Source organism: Rahnella contaminans (assembly GCF_011065485.1).
GTDB classification, from domain to species: domain Bacteria; phylum Pseudomonadota; class Gammaproteobacteria; order Enterobacterales; family Enterobacteriaceae; genus Rahnella; species Rahnella contaminans.
The window spans coordinates 703,139-719,571 of sequence record NZ_JAADJS010000001.1 but is presented as its reverse complement, the minus strand read 5'-3'; the positions used below and the strand labels follow the sequence as shown (position 1 = coordinate 719,571).

Sequence of the window (16,433 nt, the reverse complement as noted above, 5' to 3'; positions counted from 1 at the left end):
TGCCGGTCTGGTTATTTTTGTGTTAATACTTATAGAGTTTCTTTTTCTGCACGCCGTGCGCGAGCAAACGCGTTCATTTTTGATTCGATTTTTATTTCATTCTATTTATTTAAATACTAAGGAATACCGGGATGATTATTTTTGTGACCGGCGCGACCGCCGGATTTGGTGCTGAAATCGCGCGCCGCTTTGTCAAAGAAGGCCATAAAGTGATTGCCTCTGGCCGCCGTAAAGAGCGTCTGGACGACCTGAAGGCGGAGCTGGGTGACGCGCTGTATACCGTTGAGCTGGATGTGACCAACCGTGCTTCCATCAAAGATGCCATCGACAGCCTGCCTGCCGAATGGAGCAACATCGATGTGCTGGTCAATAACGCCGGTCTGGCGCTCGGTCTGGAAAAAGCCGACAAAGCGTTGCTGGAAGACTGGGACAAAATGATCGACACCAACACCAAAGGTCTGGTGTACATGACCCGCGCCGTCCTGCCGGGCATGGTTGAACGCAACACCGGCCATGTGATTAACATCGGTTCAACGGCGGGCAACTGGCCGTATGCCGGTGGCAACGTGTATGGCGCGACCAAAGCCTTCGTCCGTCAGTTCAGCCTGAACCTGCGCACCGACCTGCATGGCACTCACGTTCGCGTGACCAATATCGAGCCGGGCCTGTGCGGCGGAACGGAATTCTCCAACATCCGCTTTAAAGGTGATGACGAGAAAGCCAGCAAAACCTACGACAAGACTAACCCGCTGACGGCCACCGACGTGGCTGAATCCGTGTTCTGGGTTTCGACATTGCCTGAGCACGTGAACATCAACAGCATCGAGATGATGCCTGTCAGCCAGTCTCTGGCCGGTTTGCAGGTTCACCGCGAAGACTGATCAGACATTGTGATGTAGATGAAAAGCAGCTCCGGCTGCTTTTTTTATTGGGTTTTCACCCGATTTTGAGCATAAAAAAAGGCGCGGGAGTCAAACCCGCGCCTTTTCCGACCCGCAGAGCGGTTACGCGCTCAGCCAGCCCAGTTTGATCACGAACAGAATCGACAGAACGATCAGCGCAGAATTCAGTTCACGCCAGCGGCCGGTAAGCAGTTTTGCCAGCGTCCAGGTGATGAAACCAAACGCGATGCCGTTAGCGATGGAATAAGTGAACGGCATGGTCAGCGCGGTCACGGTGACCGGCGCGGCAACGGTGATATCTTTCCAGTCGATTTCTGCCAGACCTGAGGTCATCAGAACCGCGATGAACAGCAGAGCAGGCGCGGTGGCGAATGCCGGAACGCTGCCTGCCAGCGGTGCGAAGAACAGGCTCAGCAGGAACAGGATCGCGACCACGATCGCCGTCAGACCGGTACGGCCACCGGCGCTCACGCCCGCAGCAGACTCGATATAACTGGTGGTGGTTGATGTCCCTAAGAGTGAACCGAACAGCGCAGCCGCACTGTCCGCGACCAGCGCACGCCCCATTTTCGGGATATTGCCATCTTCGTCCGCCAGACCTGCGCGTTTGGTTACGCCGATCAGGGTGCCTGAGTTATCGAACACGTCTACGAACAGGAATGCGAACACGACGCTGATCAGCGAAACGTTGAATGCGCCTTTGATGTCCAGCTGCATAAAGGTTGGTGCGATAGAAGGTGGCATAGACATCACGCCGCCAAACGGTGAGTAGCCCAGCGCAATCGCCAGAACCGTCACAGCCAGCACGCCAATCAGCACAGCACCGGTCACTTTACGCGCTTCGAGAACCACAATCAGAATGAAACCGAGCATCGCAAACAGCGGACCCGGTTTGGTCAGGTCACCCAGGCCTACCAGCGTGGCCGGGTTTGCAATCACAATACCGGCGTTTTCCAGCGCAATCAGCGCCAGGAATAACCCGATACCGGCCGCAATCGCCGAACGCAGCGGCAGCGGAATACTGCGGATAATCCATTCACGAATTTTGAAAATTGATAACGCGAAGAAGATACACGCGGAAAGGAAAACAGCACCCAACGCGATCTGCCAGGTGTAACCCATGTGCAGCACGACGGTGTAGGTGAAGAAGGCGTTTAAACCCATGCCCGGCGCCAGTGCAATCGGGTAGTTGGCGATAAAGCCCATTAGTGCGGAACCGATTGCGGCAGCAAGACACGTTGCCACGAAAACCGAGCCTTTATCCATCCCCGTCGCGCCCAAAATGGACGGGTTAACGAACAGAATATAGGCCATTGCTAAAAATGTAGTCAGTCCTGCCACAATCTCAGTCCGCACGTTAGTACGGTGAGCTTTTAACTTGAATAGTTTTTCTAACATGAGAAGGAATCTCTTGGTCGCGTGATCACTTCAACCGGGTGATCAAAAGCGCACGCTTGTTATTAGTGTTGTTTTTCAAAACACGCACGCGCGCCAGCAGTACGAATGCCACAATTCGCACCCCTTCTGTCCAAAGAAAAGCGGCTCACGTGCTAAACGTGTTTTGACGAACCCTGTCATTACCCTTTATTGACCTTTTTTGCGCAGAGATTTGCGCATAAAACAATCTGAGGTGATTGTTTACAAAGGCCATCGCACAATCTAGGAAAAATGAGTGATGCAGTCCATAATAGATATCTCACTTATTCACTGCATAAATTAGTACACCTATGTCACCCTTCTCCCGTTTTTCGCAATATTTTACCGAAGTCGCCCGAACAGGAAGTTTGCGCAAAGCGGCGGAAGCGCTGCACGTCTCCGCTTCGGCCATTAACCGGCAGATTTTACAGGCTGAACAGACGCTGGAAACGCCGCTGTTTGAGCGTCTGCCGACCGGCCTGAAACTGACGTCCGCCGGTGAGATTTTGTTCGATGATATCCGTCGCTGGCGTAAAGAATTTTCCCGTACCCGCGAACGCTTTGATGAAATTCAGGGTTTGCGGCGCGGGCACGTCACCATTTCCATTATCGCGGCGCTCAGTGAAGGAATTATGGCGCAGCTGATTGCCGAAGTCGGCGCTGAGCATCCATACCTCACGTTTGATATCCGCATTGAAGACAGCCGGAATATCAGTGAACAGGTCAGTTCGGCTGAAGTGGATTTTGGCCTGCTGCTCGACCCCATTGAACATACCGGTCTGGAAGTACAGGCGTTTGCGGAATTGCCGATTGGCATCGCGATGCCGGTCGGGCATGAACTTTCAAAGCAGGAATCACTGTCGTTCAGCGATATCGCGACTTACCGGCAGATTATTCCGTCGGAACCACTGATGGTGAATGCCCGCGCGAAGCTGCTGTATAACCGTTATCAGTTGCTGGATACGCCGTCAATTGTCTGTAATGACGTGCGGATGATGCGCGAACTTATCCGCAAAGGGGCTGGCGTGGGTGTGCTGAGTCTGCTCGACGTATTGCCCGATTTGCAGGAAAACCGGCTGGCGTTTGTGCCCTTGCAAGGGCGCAGCGCCAAACCGCTGACGCTCGCGCTATGCGTTGCGCCACGCCGTCAGCTTTCCCGCGCCGCGCAGATTGTGATTCAGAAAGTGATCGTGATGATGGAACAATTGTCGCAGTAACCGTTACGCCGCTTTCCAGCCAGAAATGATAATCAGCATCCCGGCCAGCGCCACACAGGCGCCGAGCCAGTCGGTGGTGCTGAGTTTTACGCCATCGACAAACCGCAACCACAACATCGCCGTCATCACATAGACTCCGCCGTAAGCCGCATACACCCTGCCACTGGCTGCCGGATGCAGCGTCAGCAACCAGACAAACGCCGCCAGGCTCAGCGCCGCCGGGAAAAGCAGCAGCCAGCTGCCGCCTTTGCGCAGCCAGAGATACGGCAGAAAACAGCCGATGATTTCCGCCAGCGCGGTCGCAAAGAACAGTAAAGTCGTTTTGAGCATGTGAATCGCCAGGTTTAAAGTCGTAAGTTAAACATGAATTCAACCCGTTAGCAGGCTTTGGGTGACGTGACTCAGGGTGATGTTATAATTGAAAGTATTCGCCTGAGCGATGTGTAAATTAAAAGGATTAACTAATGAATACAACGTTTTTACGCCGTTTACTGCCTGTTGCGCTGCTTGTTATGACAGCAAGCTGGCAGGCACCTGCGCTGGCAGCCACCAACTGTGCGGGCGGAACCTGTGTCTTTGGCGGCAGCGGCAATGACGCCATGTCCAACGAAGAAGCGCGTCAGAGCAAAGAGCAATGGAACGAAACCCAGCGTCTGCGGGCTTTGAAAAACCAGCGCGCTGAGAAGGATTATTCCAAGTACGATAATTCTGTGGATCTGCGCGATAAATGTAACGCCAGCCAGAATATCAACGCGTACTGGGAAGATAACACACAGCGCTGCCTCGACCGCCGCACCGGCCGTCAGCTGATGGCACCGTAATACCGTAAATAAGTCTTTCCGCCCTTTTCCTGCCAGACAGCGGCGAACTATGCCGCCGTCTCTATCTGCTAAACTCATTAATACACTGTTTCTCATAAAAGGAATGAATGATGAAAAAGACACTCTTAGCTGGCCTTGCGGTCATGATGTTAGCGCCGCTGGCGGTTCAGGCTGCCACTTGTGAAAGCGTGAAAGCGGATATCACCCAGAAAATCGTCGCCAACGGTTTGCCGGAATCCGGTTTTAAGCTTGATATCGTCCCGAACGATCAGGCAGATCAGGCCGGTGGTCAGGTTGTGGGGCATTGCGGGAATGATACGCAGAAGATTATCTACACGAAGACCGCTGGCGCGGATGATGCGACAGCAGCGAGTCCTAAGACGGGGACAAGCCAGGATTCTCAGTGATACGAACCGGTATCACGCTCGGTTATATTTTGTGCAACCCAGGTCAACACCTTGGGTTGCCGCCCAAGGTCTTGAGTTTAAGGCCAGCCTGGCCAAAAACGAAATGTGTCACCTTTCTCAAAGTGGCTTTCAGGCCGACTCCCTCTCTACCAGCCCCGGTGGCACAATAATATTCTGTGCTTCGAGATTCTGCCCCCCGATCCTCAGCAATAACCGTCTCGCCGTCGCATGACCAATCTCCCGGGCGGAGTTCGCGATTGACGTCAGCGGCGGTTCGGTCAGTTCGGATTCCGGTGCATCTTCCATGCCGATAAGGGCCACTTTTTGCTGGAAGAAACTGTCGACCGCCCCGCCGCCGACTTCTGCGCCGGTGCGCAAAACGCCGAAATAAGCACCGAGCGCGACGGACGATTTATGGCAGACGATGGCGCTGATTTTCGGGTAATGGGTCAGCAGCGTTTCGGCGGCGTCGGCGGCGCATTTCTGCTGGTAATCGCACTCGATAATCCACTCACTGCGAAACGGCAGGCCGTACTGCACGAGCGTGGCGCAGAAACCGCCGAGGCGTTCGGCGCGGGTTAACGAATTACTGAGGCCGCCGAGGTAAGCGATTTGTTTGTGGCCGTGGCGGATAAGATATTCGGTGGCCATTTTGGCGGCGAGCATATTGTCCGGGCGGACAACATCGACGCCTTCAATACCACCGGAACGCGCAGCGCAAATCAGCGGAACGCCCTGTTCATCGGCCTTTTCTTTCAGGCCGGAAATAGAACTGGTGCCACCGGCGATGACAATACCGTCAACGCCGTGGGTCAGCAAAGTGTCGAAACAGCGCATCAGACCTTTGCCTGACGGGCCACTTTGCAGCAGAAATAATACTTTGCCCTGCGCTTCAAACATCTCGCTGAGACCGGCGGTCATTTCCGCATAAAACGGCTCACAGATATCACGCACAATCAGCCCGACCACGCCGGACTCACCGCCGCGCAGCGTGCTGGCCTGCCGGTTACGCACAAAACCCAGTTCATCCACCGCACGGTTTACCCGCTCAGCGGTACTCAGGGAAATGCGCCCTTTGCCGCTGAGCACCAGCGACACCGTGGTGACAGAAACACCGGCGTGCTGCGCAACATCGATAATCGTAATTTTTTTATGATTCATCAGGCTGTGTCGTTCATTCCAGACTCCATGAAGCGGGATTATGACCCGTTCGTCGGACTTAAGCGTTTAAATCAGTAGCGCGGTCAAACAGTTATACCCGACTCGTCAGATTGAGTAAAACGTTAAACCTCCATTTCACCCTGATGGTGCAGCCATCTTCCAATATTGTGAGTTCCGACACGTATTGTTTTGGTAAAACGTTTTATCTTAGCCGCCATTACCACACAGCCAACACCAAACCACTCAGGGAGCAGTCATGCCTGCAAATAAAAAACAAAAAGTCACACTTTGGGAATTCTTCCAAAGCCTTGGTAAAACCTTCATGTTGCCCGTCGCGTTGTTGTCATTTTGCGGCATCATGCTGGGCATCGGCAGCTCGTTAAGCAGCCACGATGTCGTTACATTGCTGCCTGCACTGGGCAATCCTGTTCTTCAGCTGATTTTCGTGTGGATGAGCAAAGTCGGCTCATTTGCATTCAGCTTCCTGCCGGTCATGTTCGCCATCGCTATCCCGCTGGGTATGGCGCGTGAGAACAAAGGCGTTGCCGCCTTCTCCGGTTTTGTCGGTTTTGCCGTGCTGAACCTGGCAATCAACTTCTACCTGACCGCCAACGGCACACTGCCAACGGTTGATCCGCTGGTTCTGAAAGCCAATAACATCCAGATGATCCTTGGTATCCAGTCTATCGACACCGGTATTCTGGGCGCGGTGATTGTGGGTATCATCGTGTACATGTTGCACGAGCGTTACAACACCATCCGCCTGCCGGATGCGCTGGCATTTTTCGGCGGTACGCGTTTTGTGCCGATCGTCACCACCGTCGTGCTCGGTTTAGTCGGTTTGCTGATCCCGTTAATCTGGCCATTCTTCGCCGCCGGGATTAACGGTCTGGGCCGTCTGATTCAGGGTGCAGGTGTGTTCGGACCGATGATTTTCGGTTCCGGCGAACGTCTGCTGTTACCGTTCGGGCTGCACCACATTCTGGTGGCGCTGATCCGCTTCACCGAAGCCGGTGGCACAATGGACGTCTGTGGCCGCGAAGTCAGCGGAGCCCTGACCATCTTCCAGGCGCAACTTTCCTGCCCGACCACGCACGGTTTCTCTGAAAGCGCGACACAGTTCCTGTCGCAGGGCAAAATGCCTGCATTCCTCGGGGGGTTACCGGGTGCTGCGCTGGCGATGTACCACTGTGCGAAACCTGAAAACCGTCATAAAATTAAAGGTCTGCTGATTTCCGGTGTTGTCGCTTGTGTTGTCGGCGGAACCACTGAACCGATCGAATTCCTGTTCCTTTTCGTTGCGCCGGTTCTGTATGTGATTCACGCAATTCTGACCGGTCTTGGCTTCACCATTATGTCGGTACTGGGCGTGACCATCGGGAATACCGACGGTAACATCATCGATTTCGTGGTCTTCGGTATCCTGCACGGCACAGCCACCAAGTGGTATCTGGTGCCGGTGGTCGCAGCAATCTGGTTCGCGGCTTACTACGTAATCTTCCGCTTCTCTATCACGCGCTTTAATATCAAAACGCCGGGCCGTGAATCTGAAAGTACGCCAGCCGCCGCGGCCGTGCCGTCTTCCAGCAAATCCGGTTACAACGTGCCGGTGATCTTAAGCGCGCTGGGCGGTGCCGGTAACATCGTTTCACTCGATAACTGCATCACCCGCCTGCGTCTTTCCGTGGCGGATATGTCGCTGGTCGACGATGCGACGCTTAAAGCCAACCGTGCAATTGGTGTGGTTCATCTCAACGAACACAACCTGCAGGTGGTGATCGGCCCTCAGGTGCAGTCGGTGAAAGATGAGCTGGATTACCTCATCCGTGAAGCAGCCAATCAGCCCGCGCCCGAACCGGCGATGGTATAAACACTGAATCCACAGGGCGACTTCGTGTCGCCCTTTTCTGCTTTCTTCAGGGAGTGAAAAAATGTCCTCAGCTTCTTTTGATTTCTCTACCGTCGTTGATCGTCACGGAACCTGGTGTACTCAGTGGGATTACGTCGCCGACCGTTTTGGCCGTGATGATTTACTGCCATTTACCATTTCAGACATGGATTTCGCCACCGCGCCGTGCATTCTGAATGCGCTGCAAAAACGCCTGCAACACGGCGTGCTTGGCTACAGCCGCTGGCATCATGACGATTTTCTCGGTGCCGTTGAACACTGGTATCAGCAGCGTTTTAACAGCCAGATTGACCGCGACTGGGTGGTGTATGGCCCGTCGGTGATTTACATGGTGGCGCAACTTATCCGCCAGTGGAGCCAGCCGGGTGATGGTGTGGTGACATTCACCCCGGCCTACGACGCGTTCTTTAAAGTGGTTGATGGTAATCAGCGCAACCTGCTGGCTTGCCCGCTGATTAAAAACGGCAACGACTGGTCGCTGGATGCCGAAAATCTGGAAAGCCTGCTGGCGCAGCCGGACTGTTCGCTGTTGTTGCTGTGCAGCCCGCACAATCCGACCGGCAAGGTCTGGACGCGCGAAGAACTGACGCGGATTGCAGCACTTTGCGAGCGCCACAGCGTGCGGGTGATCAGCGATGAAATCCACATGGATATGGTTTGGGGCGGGAACCCACATACGCCGTGGAATGAGGTGGCGCGCGGTGAATGGGCGCTGCTGACGTCCGGCTCGAAAAGCTTCAATATCCCTGCGCTGACCGGCGCGTACGGCTTTATCAGCCATAAAACGCCGCGTGATGCTTATCTGCATCAGCTGAAAGCCTGCGACGGTTTATCCTCTCCGGCGGTACTGGCGGTACATGCGCACGTCGCGGCGTATCACGCGGGCGAACCGTGGCTGGACGCGTTGCGCGCCTATTTGCAGGGAAATCTGCATTATGTGGCGGAACAGCTGAACGCCGCGTTCCCGCAGCTGAACTGGCAACCTCCGCAGTCAACGTATCTGGCGTGGATTGATTTGCGTGCGTTAAACATCGACGACAAGCAGCTGCAAAAAGAGCTGATCGAACATCAAAAAGTCGCGATCATGCCGGGTTATACCTACGGTGAAGAAGGCAACGGGTTCCTGCGCCTGAACGTCGGCTGCCCAAGGTCGAAGGTAGAAGCGGGGGTACAGGCTTTAATTCTCGCGATTAATACCCTGCTGCCGTAACGTTCAAGAATTTTCCGTTTCGCTCCTTCCTTGTACAGAGGAAGGAGCTTTCTCCTGCCGTTGCGCAACAACGTTTTCTTATCCCCCGATCTGACGTTATAATGCCCCGCACATTTCAATAATAACGAGTGCACCCCATGATCGACACACGCCTTCCCCTGACCGACATTCACCGCCACCTTGATGGCAACATCCGCGCTCAAACGATTCTCGATTTAGGCCATCAGTTTAACCTGACGCTGCCCGCCAATGAACTTGAAGCCCTGCGCCCGCATGTGCAGGTGATGCACACAGAACCCGATCTGGTGAGCTTTTTGCAAAAACTGGACTGGGGTGTCAAAGTGCTGGGCGATCTCGACGCCTGCCGCCGTATTGCGAAAGAAAACGTTGAAGATGCGGCCAAAGCCGGTCTGCACTATACCGAACTGCGTTTCTCCCCTTACTACATGGCGATGAACCACAAACTGCCGGTCGCAGGCGTGGTGGAAGCCGTGATCGAAGGCATCCGTGAAGGCCAGAAAAATCACGACATCGATGTGCGTCTGATTGGTATTCTGAGCCGTACTTTCGGTGAAGATGCGTGTCTGCAAGAGCTGGAAGGTTTACTGGCGCACCGCGATGGCATTACCGCGCTGGATCTGGCCGGTGATGAACTCGGTTTCCCGGGCAGTCTGTTCCTCAGCCACTTTAACCGTGCGCGCGACGCAGGCTGGCGCATTACCGTTCACGCCGGTGAAGCCGCAGGCCCGGAAAGCATCTGGCAGGCAATTCGTGAACTGGGCGCTGAGCGTATCGGCCACGGCGTGAAAGCCGCGCAAGACCCGGCGCTGATGGATTTCCTGGCGAAGCACCAGATTGGGATTGAGTCCTGCCTGACGTCGAATATTCAGACCAGCACCGTCTCCTCGTTTGAACAACATCCGCTGGCGACCTTCCTGCGCCACGGCGTTCTGGCGTCAATCAATACCGACGATCCGGCCGTTCAGGGCATCGAAATTGCCAACGAATACAACGTTGCCGCGCCAGCCGCCGGTCTGACTCAGAATGAAATCCGCAAAGCGCAGGAAAATGGCCTGACAATGGCCTTCCTGACCGGCGCAGAAAAACAGGCGATTCGCGACAAAGTGTCTGCGTAACGTTTTCTGAAAACCGTTCCCTGAGCGCAAAAAAAAAGGCGGGATTCATTCCCGCCCTTTTCTTTACAATCAATCCGTTATGCCGATTTGATTTCTTCTTTCACGGCCAGTTTAGCGGCTTCTTCACGTGCAACACGTTTCGCGTAACGCGATGCCAGAACCGCGCACACCATCAGCTGGATCTGATGGAAAATCATCAGAGGCAGCACCATCGCCCCCACCGCAGACGCCGGAAACAGCACGTTCGCCATCGGAATACCGTTCGCCAGACTCTTCTTCGAGCCACAGAAAACAATGGTGATTTCGTCCTTGGTATTGAAACCAAATAGCCGTGCCACAAACGTATTGATGATCAGCACAATGGTCAGCAGCACAATCGAACAACCCAGCACCGCCAACAGTGACCAGCCATCAATCTGGTGCCAGATGCCTTCCACGACTGCCGCACTGAACGCCACGTACACCACCAGAAGAATCGACGAACGGTCTGTAATATTCACGATCTTCTTATGACGCTGCACCCAGCCGCCAATCAGAGGACGACACAAATGCCCGATGATAAACGGCACCATCAGTTGTAAAACAATCGAACCGATGGCGTGCAGCGTATCGCTGGTTCCGCCCTGCGTGTGCATCAGCAAACCCACCAGCACCGGCGACAAAAACACGCCGAGAATACTGGACGCCGACGCGCTGCAAATCGCCGCCGGGATATTCCCGCCCGCCACCGACGTATAGGCAATCGCCGACTGCACGGTAGCCGGCAGCGCACACAAATACAGAAAACCGTAATACAGCGTCGGTGTCAGAATACCGACCGGCACCAGCCATTTCATGCCCAGCCCCAGCAGCGGGAACAGCGCAAACGTGCTGAGGAAAACCACAACATGCAAACGCCAGTGGCCGATCCCCGCCATAATCGCCTCACGCGAGAGCTTCGCGCCGTGCATAAAAAACAGCAGCGCGATGGCAGCGGTAGTCAGATGTTCGAAAATCGTTTTATAGATCCCTTCACAAGGGAAAAACGACGCGACCACGACCACACAAATCAGAATCAGCAAAAATTTATCGATTTTTAACCAGGACATGAACCTTCCTTGCCAGTTGAACGAGTAAAAGAGAATCGGGTTAACGGCGGCTTATTTTTTTACTTTCAGCGTCGCCTGTTGTTCTGAAGATTGCATGCCCAGCTCAATCATTTCCATTACGCGGATAGCATCCGATGCCGGAACCGGATTTTCGCCGTTACCGTTAATTGCATCGCGCACACCCGCGTAATACGCAGGATAGTTCCCCGGAATGGTCAGCAACGATTTCTCTGCCAGCACACCCTCGTGGCTCAGCGTGATCACGCCGTCACGTTTGTCGTATCCCCAGTCTTCCTGCGGCAGACGTTCGCCCGCTTTCAGACGATCTTCCTGCGGATCCAGACCAAATTTCACATAGCTGCCGGTTTCGCCCTGCACGATAAAACGGGCTGTTTCCGCCACGGCGTACACGGTGCTGTGCAACACCACGCGGCGGCGCGGATACGTCAGCACGGCATTGAAATAATCCACCGCTTTACCGCCCGGACGCAGCACGGCCAGGTCAGCCTGTAACGAATCCGGCGTACCAAACAATTGCAGCGCCTGATCCAGCAGATGTGAACCTAAGTCGTACCAGATGCCGCTGCCCTGCGCATCGCTTTCACGCCAGCGCTGTAGCACCTGTGGTTTGTAGCGATCGTAATGCGATTCGAAATACACGATCTCGCCCAGCGATCCCTCTTCGATCAGCGCTTTCACGGTCTGGAAATCAGAATCCCAGCGACGGTTGTGGAACACAGAAAGCACTTTGCCTTTTTCACGCGCCAGCGCGTCCAGCTCGCGGGCTTCTTCGAGTGTCACGGTGAACGGTTTATCGACAACAACGTGTTTACCGGCTTCCAGCGCCAGCTTCGCCAGCGGGAAATGCGTGATGTTTGGCGTAGGAATCACCACCAGATCGATGGACGGTTCGGCAAGAAGCTTCTCCGGGGAATCAACAACCGTGACATTTGGCCAGTCGGCATGGACTTTTGCGGCGTCACTGCTCGACACCACAGCCAGCTCAAGGCCCGGCGTGCCGTCAATCAAAGGTGAATGGAAAGTTTTACTGGCGAAGCCATAGCCGATCAGGCCAACGCGGAGAGTCTGGGACATGGGATTTTCCTCTGTTTAACGGTCTTGCCCGTCAGGACGCTAATCACCTGATTTGACACCAGCTTACAGAACGGGACAAGTAAAAATTTGGTTCGGGCCAACAGGGCCCTGGGCTCACCGCCCAAACACCCCCTGCACATCAGGCAAATTCTCCATTTCCATCCCGCTGTTCCAAATCCTCTCCGCACCCGCCACTGAAATCACCCGGGTCGCCAGCGACACAAACTTCTCCTTAAGCTGCTCATCCGACACCGGATTCCCCGGTGAGCCCAGCGCGACATCTACTCGCAAGGTTTTTGATTCGCCGGTTCGGATGAAAACCGTCACATCCGGCTCGCTGTCGGAACTCATCGTGGCATCTTCCGTCAGCACGATCCGGGCGATCATCGCCAGCAAATCCGGATCCTGCCGTTGCGCCGTACCGTAAGCGTCCAGCCCGGCATGGCCGAAAACAACACGCGCCGCGATGGCGTAACGCAGGCTCATCTGTGCCGCCGCCAGCGTGGCGATTTCATTATCTCCGCACATTCCGTTGAGGAACGGGCACAAACGGACGACGATTTTTTCGATATCACCGGCGGTCGCATGCATTTCCTCAAGCAAAATGCCCGTCGCGTCGATCGCGGAATGCGTACCACGGCACGAGGCGTAAGGCTTGATGGAACAACGCTCCAGCTTCCAGATTTCACCCAGACTGGCCGTCAGCATTTCGGGCATTGCACTTTGCGGTGCCAGCGTTGAGAGGAATCCGCCCCACTGATCTTCGAATAACTGCGCAGGCCCGATGATGCCCTGCCGGGCGCTGAGCGCGGCGAGAACTCCGCCTTCTGCGGCGCGGCCTGCGTGCAGCTTCTTGCTCTGCGAACCGTCATGGATAAACGCCCACAGGCCACCGCTGAAACTGCCGGAAATGCCCAGTGCAGAGCTGATCTGCCCTGCACTCAGGCCGAGAATTTTCCCCGCGGCCGCGGCTGCGCCAAATACGCCGCAGGTTGACGTGGAATGCCAGCCCGCCCGGTTGTGCGGGGAATAGCCGCCACAGGCTTCCAGCACGCGGCGCGCCACGTCGTAACCCATAACGACTGCCGTGATAAACGCTTTGCCGCTGACCGGTTGCGGGCACAGCGGCAACACCGCCAGCACGGCGGGAATAACCACCGCGCCGGAATGATCGCAGCCGCCGGTGTCATCGAGTTCCAGCGCGTGCGCCGCCACGCCGTTGAGCAGCGCAGCGTTGCGCGCAGACGTCAGCTCGCGGTAGCCCCAGACCGGGGAAAGCGGCAGTGCGCCTTCACCGAGGATCATCGCGGCCACGTCTTTTGCCACGTCGCTGGTCGCCCCCACCAGCCCCGCGCCAATCGTATCGAGAATATGCCGTTTGGTACGTTCCACCAGCCGTGGCGGCAAATCGTCGAAATGGATATTCACCACAAATTCGCTCAGAATTTGCTGCTGCGAAAGCTTACTCATGGCTGACTCCCGGCGCGGTATGTTGCATCCAGATCTGCGCCGGATGGGACGCCTCGTTTTGCGGCTGATTCTGTGACCACCAGTCGGCCACCTCGCTGGCGCTGGCGACCCAGACATCCGGTTTTGACGTGATGTAGTCCAGCAGTTCAGCCAGCACGCCAATGCGTCCGGCGGTGCCGATCACTTCCGGATGCAGCCGCAGCACATAGCACAGGCCAAAACGGTAGAAACCGTCGAAATCCATCTTCATGTTGCCCAGCGTCTGGCTGTAGGACGCAATGCGTGACTGCGCCGGGGGCACCGCCGGGCTGAGGTTAAAGGCGAAATACGGCTCGTCTTCCATCTCATAATGCAGCGGCAGTTCCACCAGCCGCGACGGCAAGCCATCCTGCATGGGCTGGAAATACGGCAAATCATCGCCGCGCCAGCCGGAGGTCCAGCTGAAACCTTCATCCGTCAGCACATCCGCAAAACCCGGTGCCCAGTTTCCTGCGGGCAGACGAAAACCGCGCGGCACCTTGCCGGTCAGGGCTTTTAGCGCCGCTTTGCCCCGTTGCAGGCTGTCAGTTTGCTGCGCCAGCGTCAGGCCGTCGAAATGCGCAAATTCATAGCCACAGGTCGCCAGCTCGTGACCGGCGCGGTCGATTTCGCGGATTTTCTCCGGGTTTTCGTCCGCCACAATGCCCGGCACACACCAGGCGCTGCGCAGGTTTTTTTCATCCAGCAGCGCCAGCAAACGGTCGATGCCGCGCAGCGTGCCGTATCGCCAGACCGACAGCGTTTTTTCGCGGCCAGCCACGGCGGGGACCTGGCTGAGAATGCCGTGAATATCGTTGAAATCCACCGTAATAATCACCGCGCAGCGATAGCCCTGCGGCCAGTTTTGATTAGTCATTGGCATGCTCCTGCATCCACCAGTGCGCCACGTCGCGGCAGCGCGCAAACCACACGTCGTCACGCGTTTTCAGGTGGCTGAAAAATTGATCAAGCAGCATGATGCGTCCCGGTTTTCCGCTGATTTTCGGATGGAACAACGTCGTCAGGCTCAGCCCTTCATTCATCGCGCCGTCGTATTCACGGCACCAGTTGTCGAGCGTCAGCGCGTAACTGGCGGTGCGATCCAGCCCCGACGGGAAATTCGGCTCGCGGGTGTAGGCCAGAGACGCGTAATCGTCCATTTCCCAGCGGCCGGGAATTTCCACCAGCGGCCGTTCATGGCCGGGAACGGTGATCAGATAGGGCCGGTCGTCGCCGCGCATACTGCTGGAATACGTCACGCCCGCGTCGAGCAGCATCGCCGGTGTTTCCTTGTGCCAGTCACCGGACGGCGTGCGGAAACCTTCGGCGCGTATCCCTAAAACCTGCCAGAAAATCTCGCGGGACTTCTCCATCACCTGGCGCTGTTTTTCGGCGCTGATGGCGTAAAAAGACTCATGACGATAACCGTGATACGCCACTTCATGGCCGCGCTCGACAATCGCCTGACACTGTTTCGGCCAGTTTTCCACCACCCACGCGGGAATGAAAAACGTCGCCGGAAGCTGATGTTCACTGAGCAAATCGAGGATCCGCCCCAGCGCCCGGTAAGGGCCGTAAGCGCCGAAGGTAAAGTAATCCGCTTTCTGCCAGATTGTGCCGTTAAGCATCGCGTCGCCGGTCGGGCCGTCGAGATCAAACGCCAGCGCCATGCAGCCGCGTTTGCCTTCCGGCCATAGACTGGCCGTGTGTTGTGCTGAAATCGTCATGAGTCGGTCCGTTACCTGAGGTTATTTGCCTTTGTTGATGGTGACTTCCGAAATTGCACCGTCCTGCAGGCCCCATTTGGTGAGAATTTTCAGATACGTACCGTCGGCAATCATGCCGGTCAGCGCGCCTTTCACCGCGTCAATCAGCGGCTGATCGTCTTTGCTGATCCCCATGCCGGTGACCTGATACGCAAAGGCTTTGCCCAGCGGTTTATAGGTGTCTTTTTCCAGATTCATGATGTACGGCAGAGTTTCGCTGCCCTGCACCACACCTTCGATTCGCCCCTGACGCAGCTGGGTACGCGCATCCGCCGTGCCTTCCGCACCAATCACCACGATGGCCGGTTTGCCTGCCGGCACGCAGTTTGCTTCGCTCCATGCAGCGATTTCAGCCGGGAAAGTGGTGCGGCGGCTGGTACCGACTTTCTTGCCGCAGAGATCTGACAGGGTGTTGATTTCTTTGTGCGCGACGGTGGTGTAGAACTGCGGCCCGCTGTTGTAGTAATCCACAAACGTGGCGATATCCTGGCGAGGCTTGGTGTCAGTCATGCCGGAAAGGATCATGTCCACGCGATGCGTGGCGACGGCGTTCACCATCTGTTCGAAGCCGATTTCCTGCCAGCTGATTTTGCGGTTCAGGCGCTTGCCGAGTTCCATGCCCAGATCGTAATCCATGCCGGTTAGCTGGCCGGTGGCCGGATCTTTGAATTCCAGCGGCGGATAGTTCGGCATCATCGCCACTTTGATTTCGTCTTTTTGTTTCAGCTCAGCGGCGCTGGCGACAGGAACCGCGCCCTGCAACAGAACCGCCGCAGTAATAAGGGACAACAGTGTTTTTTTCATGAAGGCATTCCCA

At 55.8% G+C, this 16,433-nt stretch carries 16 protein-coding genes; 7 read left to right on the top strand and 9 right to left on the bottom strand.

Annotated features, from left to right (window positions below):
* Positions 1-131: 131 nt before the first annotated feature.
* On the top strand, positions 132-881 hold the full coding sequence (gene ydfG / locus GW579_RS03245) for a bifunctional NADP-dependent 3-hydroxy acid dehydrogenase/3-hydroxypropionate dehydrogenase YdfG (protein ID WP_165057516.1): 750 nt from the start codon (positions 132-134) through the stop codon (positions 879-881).
* A 123-nt stretch (positions 882-1,004) separates the two neighbouring features.
* Here the strand turns inward: ydfG and GW579_RS03240 are convergent, their stop codons facing one another.
* Positions 1,005-2,300, bottom strand: a complete 1,296-nt coding sequence (locus tag GW579_RS03240) for an NCS2 family permease (RefSeq protein ID WP_104922061.1) — start codon at positions 2,298-2,300, stop codon at positions 1,005-1,007.
* Positions 2,301-2,629: 329 nt separating this feature from the next.
* On the opposite strand from GW579_RS03240, the gene GW579_RS03235 reads away from it, so the two are divergent.
* Positions 2,630-3,535, top strand: a complete 906-nt coding sequence (locus tag GW579_RS03235; protein WP_165057515.1) for a LysR family transcriptional regulator — start codon at positions 2,630-2,632, stop codon at positions 3,533-3,535.
* Positions 3,536-3,538: 3 nt separating this feature from the next.
* On the opposite strand, the gene GW579_RS03230 is transcribed toward GW579_RS03235, so the two are convergent.
* The gene (locus GW579_RS03230; protein ID WP_152326211.1) at positions 3,539-3,865 is read right to left on the bottom strand and encodes a YnfA family protein; all 327 of its coding nucleotides are present in this window, start codon (positions 3,863-3,865) and stop codon (positions 3,539-3,541) included.
* Between the two features lie 134 nt (positions 3,866-3,999).
* Between GW579_RS03230 and GW579_RS03225 the strand changes: the two genes are divergently transcribed.
* Both GW579_RS03225 and GW579_RS03220 read left to right on the top strand, forming a co-directional pair.
* Positions 4,000-4,356, top strand: a complete 357-nt coding sequence (locus tag GW579_RS03225; protein WP_152326210.1) for a DUF1283 family protein — start codon at positions 4,000-4,002, stop codon at positions 4,354-4,356.
* 110 nt (positions 4,357-4,466) lie between these two features.
* Positions 4,467-4,763 carry a DUF1161 domain-containing protein gene (locus GW579_RS03220; RefSeq protein ID WP_165057513.1) on the top strand — a complete coding sequence of 99 codons (297 nt, stop codon included), beginning with the start codon at positions 4,467-4,469 and terminating at the stop codon, positions 4,761-4,763.
* A gap of 129 nt (positions 4,764-4,892) precedes the next feature.
* On the opposite strand, the gene malI is transcribed toward GW579_RS03220, so the two are convergent.
* Positions 4,893-5,924 carry a Mal regulon transcriptional regulator MalI gene (gene malI, locus GW579_RS03215; protein ID WP_152326208.1) on the bottom strand — a complete coding sequence of 344 codons (1,032 nt, stop codon included), beginning with the start codon at positions 5,922-5,924 and terminating at the stop codon, positions 4,893-4,895.
* A gap of 256 nt (positions 5,925-6,180) precedes the next feature.
* Here malI and malX point away from each other — a divergent pair, with 256 nt between their 5' ends.
* From malX to add, 3 genes are all read left to right on the top strand, one after another.
* Positions 6,181-7,794 (top strand): maltose/glucose-specific PTS transporter subunit IIBC, encoded by a 1,614-nt coding sequence (gene malX / locus GW579_RS03210; RefSeq protein ID WP_165057511.1) that lies wholly within the window; start codon positions 6,181-6,183, stop codon positions 7,792-7,794.
* Between the two features lie 61 nt (positions 7,795-7,855).
* Positions 7,856-9,043, top strand: a complete 1,188-nt coding sequence (locus GW579_RS03205; protein ID WP_165057509.1) for a MalY/PatB family protein — start codon at positions 7,856-7,858, stop codon at positions 9,041-9,043.
* A 137-nt stretch (positions 9,044-9,180) separates the two neighbouring features.
* A complete protein-coding gene (gene add / locus GW579_RS03200; RefSeq protein WP_165057507.1) occupies positions 9,181-10,179 on the top strand; it encodes an adenosine deaminase in 999 nt (332 codons plus the stop codon).
* Positions 10,180-10,256: 77 nt separating this feature from the next.
* On the opposite strand, the gene GW579_RS03195 is transcribed toward add, so the two are convergent.
* The 6 genes from GW579_RS03195 to GW579_RS03170 form a co-directional block, all read right to left on the bottom strand.
* Positions 10,257-11,267 carry a bile acid:sodium symporter family protein gene (locus GW579_RS03195; protein WP_165057505.1) on the bottom strand — a complete coding sequence of 337 codons (1,011 nt, stop codon included), beginning with the start codon at positions 11,265-11,267 and terminating at the stop codon, positions 10,257-10,259.
* 51 nt (positions 11,268-11,318) lie between these two features.
* The gene (locus tag GW579_RS03190) at positions 11,319-12,362 is read right to left on the bottom strand and encodes an oxidoreductase (protein ID WP_165057503.1); all 1,044 of its coding nucleotides are present in this window, start codon (positions 12,360-12,362) and stop codon (positions 11,319-11,321) included.
* Between the two features lie 114 nt (positions 12,363-12,476).
* Positions 12,477-13,832: an MmgE/PrpD family protein gene (locus GW579_RS03185; RefSeq protein ID WP_165057501.1), complete on the bottom strand. Its 1,356-nt coding sequence runs from the start codon at positions 13,830-13,832 to the stop codon at positions 12,477-12,479.
* Complete coding sequence (locus tag GW579_RS03180; RefSeq protein WP_165057499.1) at positions 13,825-14,727, bottom strand: polysaccharide deacetylase family protein; 903 nt, start codon at positions 14,725-14,727, stop codon at positions 13,825-13,827. The genes GW579_RS03185 and GW579_RS03180 overlap by 8 nt, the downstream gene beginning before the upstream one ends.
* Complete coding sequence (locus tag GW579_RS03175) at positions 14,720-15,577, bottom strand: polysaccharide deacetylase family protein (protein WP_165057497.1); 858 nt, start codon at positions 15,575-15,577, stop codon at positions 14,720-14,722. Before GW579_RS03175 ends, GW579_RS03180 begins: the two co-directional genes overlap by 8 nt.
* A 21-nt stretch (positions 15,578-15,598) precedes the next feature.
* Positions 15,599-16,420, bottom strand: a complete 822-nt coding sequence (locus GW579_RS03170; RefSeq protein WP_165057496.1) for an ABC transporter substrate-binding protein — start codon at positions 16,418-16,420, stop codon at positions 15,599-15,601.
* Between the last annotated feature and the right edge of the window lie 13 nt (positions 16,421-16,433).

Coding starts and splice junctions, on each gene's coding strand:
- ydfG (WP_165057516.1), top strand. CDS start 132: ATGATTATTTTTGTGACCGGCGCGACCGCCGGATTTGGTGCTGAAATC.
- GW579_RS03240 (WP_104922061.1), bottom strand. CDS start 2,300: ATGTTAGAAAAACTATTCAAGTTAAAAGCTCACCGTACTAACGTGCGG.
- GW579_RS03235 (WP_165057515.1), top strand. CDS start 2,630: ATGTCACCCTTCTCCCGTTTTTCGCAATATTTTACCGAAGTCGCCCGA.
- GW579_RS03230 (WP_152326211.1), bottom strand. CDS start 3,865: ATGCTCAAAACGACTTTACTGTTCTTTGCGACCGCGCTGGCGGAAATC.
- GW579_RS03225 (WP_152326210.1), top strand. CDS start 4,000: ATGAATACAACGTTTTTACGCCGTTTACTGCCTGTTGCGCTGCTTGTT.
- GW579_RS03220 (WP_165057513.1), top strand. CDS start 4,467: ATGAAAAAGACACTCTTAGCTGGCCTTGCGGTCATGATGTTAGCGCCG.
- malI (WP_152326208.1), bottom strand. CDS start 5,924: ATGAATCATAAAAAAATTACGATTATCGATGTTGCGCAGCACGCCGGT.
- malX (WP_165057511.1), top strand. CDS start 6,181: ATGCCTGCAAATAAAAAACAAAAAGTCACACTTTGGGAATTCTTCCAA.
- GW579_RS03205 (WP_165057509.1), top strand. CDS start 7,856: ATGTCCTCAGCTTCTTTTGATTTCTCTACCGTCGTTGATCGTCACGGA.
- add (WP_165057507.1), top strand. CDS start 9,181: ATGATCGACACACGCCTTCCCCTGACCGACATTCACCGCCACCTTGAT.
- GW579_RS03195 (WP_165057505.1), bottom strand. CDS start 11,267: ATGTCCTGGTTAAAAATCGATAAATTTTTGCTGATTCTGATTTGTGTG.
- GW579_RS03190 (WP_165057503.1), bottom strand. CDS start 12,362: ATGTCCCAGACTCTCCGCGTTGGCCTGATCGGCTATGGCTTCGCCAGT.
- GW579_RS03185 (WP_165057501.1), bottom strand. CDS start 13,832: ATGAGTAAGCTTTCGCAGCAGCAAATTCTGAGCGAATTTGTGGTGAAT.
- GW579_RS03180 (WP_165057499.1), bottom strand. CDS start 14,727: ATGACTAATCAAAACTGGCCGCAGGGCTATCGCTGCGCGGTGATTATT.
- GW579_RS03175 (WP_165057497.1), bottom strand. CDS start 15,577: ATGACGATTTCAGCACAACACACGGCCAGTCTATGGCCGGAAGGCAAA.
- GW579_RS03170 (WP_165057496.1), bottom strand. CDS start 16,420: ATGAAAAAAACACTGTTGTCCCTTATTACTGCGGCGGTTCTGTTGCAG.